This window comes from Protofrankia sp. Cr1 (genome assembly GCF_963555865.1).
Classification (GTDB): Bacteria; Actinomycetota; Actinomycetes; order Frankiales; family Frankiaceae; genus Protofrankia.
This window is the reverse complement of record NZ_CAUVXO010000326.1, coordinates 1-5,802: the sequence shown is the minus strand read 5'-3', so window position 1 is coordinate 5,802 and position 5,802 is coordinate 1. Positions and strand designations below refer to the sequence as shown.

At 65.6% G+C, this 5,802-nt stretch carries 6 protein-coding genes and 1 pseudogene; 3 read left to right on the top strand and 4 right to left on the bottom strand.

Annotated elements, in window-relative coordinates:
• The first annotated feature begins 191 nt into the window (after positions 1-191).
• Positions 192-1,139, top strand: coding sequence for a hypothetical protein (locus U9980_RS20390; protein WP_322769384.1), 948 nt, complete (start codon positions 192-194; stop codon positions 1,137-1,139).
• A gap of 272 nt (positions 1,140-1,411) precedes the next feature.
• Positions 1,412-2,518, top strand: a complete 1,107-nt coding sequence (locus U9980_RS20385; protein ID WP_322769383.1) for an SH3 domain-containing protein — start codon at positions 1,412-1,414, stop codon at positions 2,516-2,518.
• 351 nt (positions 2,519-2,869) lie between these two features.
• Here the strand turns inward: U9980_RS20385 and U9980_RS20380 are convergent, their stop codons facing one another.
• A complete protein-coding gene (locus U9980_RS20380) occupies positions 2,870-3,208 on the bottom strand; it encodes a DUF6036 family nucleotidyltransferase (RefSeq protein ID WP_416210339.1) in 339 nt (112 codons plus the stop codon).
• Positions 3,209-3,417: 209 nt separating this feature from the next.
• Positions 3,418-3,825 (bottom strand): hypothetical protein, encoded by a 408-nt coding sequence (locus U9980_RS20375; RefSeq protein WP_322769382.1) that lies wholly within the window; start codon positions 3,823-3,825, stop codon positions 3,418-3,420.
• 24 nt (positions 3,826-3,849) lie between these two features.
• Here U9980_RS20375 and U9980_RS20370 point away from each other — a divergent pair, with 24 nt between their 5' ends.
• Positions 3,850-4,107, top strand: coding sequence for a hypothetical protein (locus tag U9980_RS20370; RefSeq protein WP_322769381.1), 258 nt, complete (start codon positions 3,850-3,852; stop codon positions 4,105-4,107).
• Between the two features lie 48 nt (positions 4,108-4,155).
• On the opposite strand, the gene U9980_RS20365 is transcribed toward U9980_RS20370, so the two are convergent.
• The gene (locus U9980_RS20365; protein WP_322769380.1) at positions 4,156-5,226 is read right to left on the bottom strand and encodes a type III polyketide synthase; all 1,071 of its coding nucleotides are present in this window, start codon (positions 5,224-5,226) and stop codon (positions 4,156-4,158) included.
• Between the two features lie 347 nt (positions 5,227-5,573).
• A pseudogene (locus U9980_RS20360) lies at positions 5,574-5,802 on the bottom strand (hypothetical protein); the annotation flags it as partial.

Sequence of the window (5,802 nt, the reverse complement as noted above, 5' to 3'; positions counted from 1 at the left end):
GGGAGGGTCGGATGCGGGATGCGGGAGGCGTCGCTACGGTCGCAGAGCCCGTCGGGACGCCATGAGCCGGCGCGTCCAGCCGTCACCCGCCGCCCCTACGGGAGAGTGTCGCGTTTCCGGCGGCTCCTCACGATGACAGGACCGGAGTCTGGCATCTTGGGTGCGATACTGTGCGTATGAGGCGACAGCTGATGGCAGGCCGGCTCGTCGAGCGACAGCCGGCATGCGCACCGCCTGCGCCGGAACCGACGTTCCGCTCCTTTGCGCAGCTTCAGCGGATCGCGGGTAACCAGGCCGTTTCGGCACTGGTCATTCAGCGCCAGCAGGCGCGGCGACGCCGTCCGCAGGCGCCACCCGCAGCCCTGGTGTCGATCGTCGTTCGTGATCGCGGCATCGATGCGGGCGGTGCCACCTACGCTGACGATCTCGAAGCAGTCAAACGAATCCTCATGGGAATGCGCAACACCGCTGAGTGGACGCTGGTGCTGGCGATCCACGGTTCCCAGGATCGACTCGGAGCACAGGCACCACCTGACTGGCAGCGTAACGCCCGCTTCTATGACGCGGCGGCCGTCAACGCGCTGTTCGGGGGCGATCCGGCGTTCATGCGATGGCGCGATCAGCACGGACCGGCTCGTCTGGTGATGCTGTCGTGTCAGGTGAGCGCCCGTTTCGAACGTACGTTGATTGCGAACCTGACCCGTCCGGCCGGCACCGGCCAGACCGGCCAGACCGGGCAGTCCCCGCAGGGGCTTGGTGAAGGTTGCCGTCCGGTGATCACCACCGAGCAGCTGGTATACGACAATCCTCGGCTCGGCTTCGGCAACGCAACGATCGTCACCCGTGCTCAGTGGAACCGGATTCCGGCAGACGACCGGGTGGGTCTGGAACAACAGTTGCAGGACTTCAACAACGAGTTCGGCTACTTCGGTGGGCCGCCGGTACCCGCCTCGGAGGTGCTGCATTACTACTTCGATCTTCCGCCGCGGGGAGGTTGGGCCAAGGTCGAAGTGGGTGTCGGTCCGCACGGCTCGGAAACGCCCACCGGCATACCGTTTTGGAACCGGTCGTCGGGTCCGCGCAGAGCAGAGTTCAACCGCCGGTGCGACCGTGGCATTGGTCATCTGCCTAGCCGGTGACCTCGTTGCGGTTGCCGGATCTCGACGTGAGGAGGGGAGCGGTGATGGTGGCTGAGTGGGAACATCGCACGCCTGCGCTTCGGCCAATAGCGCGTGTCCCGCGCACCCGACCGGGGCGCGCGGAATCGGGTGCCGGCTACCGGGCCTCCCGTTCCGCCGGGCTTCTCGGTCTTCAATCCGCAGCCGGCAACACTGCCGTGTCCCACCTGCTGAACCCCTCCAGACCGGGCAGGGTAACGGCAGGTCCCGCCGTCCAGCGGTGCGGATGCGCCATGTCGGCCGGGTGCTCGTGCGACGAGGGCACCGGTGTCGCGCGGGTCGATCGGTCCGTCGTGGTGCAGCGCCAGGCACTTGCCCCTCTGCTCGGTGCGCCGTGCACGCCCTATTCGTCCGCGAGGGAGGCGACAGCCGCCCATACTGCCGTCGCCGCCAGCTATCTGCCGTACGCCGCGTCGATGTTCGGGCCGGAGACGGCCGGCATCTGGTCGGATTATCTATCCCGTGCACTTCCGCTGCCGCGTCCGGCTCGCAGGTTTGCCACGCCCGGTGGCGAGATAGTCGAAGGCTTCCGGTCTCACTCGAAGTCTGTGAATGCCGAGGCCGGGCTCCTCGACGCGGCTGCGGCGGTACTGCGATCCTCGCCCCGGCTGCTGCCGCCCAACACACCGGTGACAATTCCACTGTCCGACCTGGTGGCGCCGGGGACTGTCTGGACGCTGCTCAACCGGGGCGGCTCGCTCGAGATGAGTTTCGACGCCCCAGCCACGACGATCGCGGGCAACATCGCCGGGGGCGTCGGCTCCGGCGTCGATCCGGACACCCGTAACGCCTGGGGCGAGGTCGTTGTCACCAACCAGGTGGATCCGACCGGCGCCACTCTGAACGTCGTGATCAGTCCACGTCTGATCTTTGCGGTACACGACACGGTCGACTTCTGCCCGGGAGCTCTCGGCGGCGCCGTCGCACAGGTCGAAACGATTCCGATGTCCAGGTTGGAGGCCACTGGAGCCATATTCGGCGCACCTTTTGCCGGGGATGTCCCCTTCGATGTCATCTATGACGGCCCTGGCCGGTCCCAAAGCTACGGAACGTCGATACCGACGACCCCCGCACCTCCCGCACCTCCCGCACCTCCCGGACCGACTCCCACCGAGATCCCGCGACGTCCGAAAAGAACGGGCCCGGCCCATACAACCGGAACGTTCCTGCGGATACGTTCCGGCCCTGGTACCAATCATCCGATAGTCGGCCGGTTGCCTCAACGGGGAACACGTATCACCGTTGTTGATCAGGAGTCGGGTACCGAAGTACGCGGCAATTCCGCGTGGGACCGGATCGACCGCGGCTGGGTGTCGGACTCCTACGTCGAGTTCGACTGAGCTGTCGTCCGCACGGCGGGGACCACCAAGTGATCTATCACAAGAGCCAGAAATCGCCGGATCGGCGGCGATCATTGACGCGCCTGTGCCGTGATCGGCGTGAGTTTGTTGGTAGGTACGCTTTTCGGCCCGCTGGGCGTACACAGCAACAAACTAACGCCGATCATGCAATGGTAGGCGCATGGTCGCCGTTCGGCGGAGCTGCGCCACACTCCGGCGAGTCACCCATGGTTATCTGATCAGCGATCAGTCGTCACGGCCTGTCGCTGTGAGCAGGCCTTCGTAGGTGCGGCGGCGTGGCGGGTGGGCTGCGAGCCGATTTTCGCTGAGCCGGCGTGGCTGATGGTTACGCTACAAGGCGGCAAGATGCACAGCAACCCAAGAACGGAGTCGTTGCACGATCATCGGATGGGTCTCGAGTGTCTCGATACGGTCGCGGAGAATCTTCGGATCGACGGGTCGTTCGTGAACCAGGGCGTCGGCGAACGCGAAGTCCTTCGTTCGTCCGGCTACCAGCTTGGACACCACGCAGTCATGGGGGTCCAGGCAGTGTCCTCGTCCCAGTGCTGTATTCGGCGTTTCCACGATGATTATGCGTTCACGCCATCCTTCGGGCAGTACGGCGGTCGAGACGCTGACGCCCTGGGCGTAGTAGCCGAATGTTTCATGAAAGGGTGAAAGTTCGCCGATCGCACCGTCGACCAGATCCGCCTTCGCCTCGTCGACATCGTCGACATCGTCGAAGAAGGCGATGTCGACCTCGATCGAGGCTGTCGATTCTTCCGGTAGTCAGTCCTCGGGAATGGCCCCGAGAACCGACTGGCTGCCGATGACGAGAATCTCTGGATCAGCGGCGATGCTTGACGCCGCCCTGAGTACGTGCTCGAGTTGTTCGCGTCTCACGTGGTGCGCTCGCGGTGCCACCAGGAACGGAATGCGGCCAAGGCCGCCTGTCGCTCCTGCTCGGACAGCACACCGGCGAACGGCGAGTTCTGCCGAAGCTCAACAGCCCGTGGCGACCGCGACACCAGTACGTCGAAGACGGCCTCGGTCCCCGCGTCCAGCGCTGCCTGCCACTGGCCGAGCCAGCGTGCCGCCATGCCGGTCGGATGCACCCGCTGCAGTTTCTCCAGGTTCGCTCGTGCCTTGTTCAAGGTCCCGTCGGGGTCGAGCGCCAATCGGCCCGCCACTGCGCGGTGCAACCACAACCCGCGTGCCTGGTCACGGGTCAGCGTGCCGCCGGCGAAGGCCTCGACGTCGGCACGGCGAAGTCGCCGATGGCTGCCCACCGTCTCGAACGGCACCATCCCGCGTCAACATAGATCAACCACGTGTTGACGGGACGTACCCAGCAGCATCGTGGCCTGCCCGGTGGTCAGCCATGCCTGGCCGACCGTCATCATGCGCACGAGCACAAAGATCTCTTCTATCCCCAAAAAACGCAAACTGATCGCGGTGGTCACGGCCTAGGGCGGCAGGATTTTCGACCCGTCCGCATCATGATCGGCGTACGTTTGTCGGTAGGTACGCTTTTCGGCCCGCTGGGCGTACACAGCAACAAACAAACGCCGATCTTGCAATATGGATGATCATGAAATGGCGGTGATCTTGTAATGGTAGGCGTTCGGGGTGGGCGTTCAACGTGCTCTCAGGAGCATGTTCCACAGGGTCAGGCCAGGGCCGAAGGCCATCGCCACCACGGGGTCGCCGGGGCGCAGCTGCGCGTTCCGCCGAAGCTGCTGGAGAACCAGCGGCACCGTCGCCGACGAACAGTTGCCGCGGGTGTCGAGGATTTCATGGCTCGCGGCGGCCTGATCGGCGCGTAACCCGAGTTTCTCCGCCACCACGTTCACGATGCGCGGCCCACCGGGGTGTATCGCCCACCCGGCGACGTCGTCGACGTCAAGTCCGTGCCGGCCCAGGAGCGTCCTGGTCGCCTTCTCGACATGCAGTGCCAGTACGTCGGGCACCTTTGCCGACAGGCCCATCCGGAAGCCGTGGTCGGTGACCGTCCAGGTCATCAGGGACGCCGATGACGGGTCGGTGACGGACTCGGTGTCGATGACCTCCAGGCTTCCGTTGACATCCCCTCCGCCGACATCCGGTTCCAGGACCACGGCGCAGGCCGCGTCCCCGAACAGCGCGTGCGCGACGATCTGCTCGACATCGCGCTCAGCCCCGGGACCGAACGGCTGCACGTGCAGCGACGGCAGCTCGACGCACAGGACCACCGCGGGTCGTCCCCGCGCACGCACGTAGTCGGTGGCCGTCGACAGCGCCGGCAGCGCCGCGTAGCAGCCCATGTGGCCGATGAAGAGCCGCTGGGTGGTGGGCGGCATCCCCAGCTCGGCGGCCAGCGCGATGTCGAGGCCAGGGGTTGCATAGCCGGTGCACGAGACGACGACGAACAATCCGACGTCGGCGGGATACAGGCCGGCGTCGGTGAGCGCGTTGCGCACCGCCTCCCGGCCCAGCGGATGGGCCGCGCTGACATACCGGCGCATCCGGGTGCCGGTGGTCCATTCGCTTGCGTCCTCGACCCGGGGATCCACCACACCGTGACGGGTGCTCACGCCGCAACCGAGAAAAATCCGTTGGGCGGTCCGATTGTCATTGTAACGGTGAGCGAACACTTCGTCCCACAGTGCCTGCTGGCCCATCGGCGGCGGCAACGCGGCACCCTGCCCGGTCAGCACCGCCGTGTGCATCCGGTTGGTGGTCGTGATTTTCGGTACGGGGTGCGGCCGTTGTCGAGGTGGCCGGGCCGTTCGAAGGAGCTGCGCTGACGGTTCCGGCCCGATGATGGTGCCCGGGTTCGTTCGTGTCTGGCTGGACATCCGGCTTTACCCCTTCGTACACCGAGCACAAGGTAGAGGTTCTACGTGTCCTTTTCATAATGAGTATCGGCCGTCGGATGACGTTCGCCTGTTGGCGATTTCGTTGTGTCTGATAAAAGTCACCGTCCGGCATCGATTTCAGTCGGGCCGGGGCTTGACATTCGAACCGGTTGCGACCGGCAGGTGGTTCCGGGCTGTTGCGCTGGAAGCCGGTGTTTTCAGACCAGGTTGGGTCCGGCCGCCACCAGCAACGCCACATCGGCGAGCGCGACCGCGAGGATGACGCGAAAAGCCCCACGTCCGACCGGTGGTGGATTCCCCCGGTTGGATTCGTTCGCCAGGATCGCGACGACGGCGACACCGGTCACGGCGAGCCCCGCGATCGCCGTCGGACCGACCGATCCCGGGCCGAAAGCGATCACCACGGACGCGGCCGCGAGCAGTGTC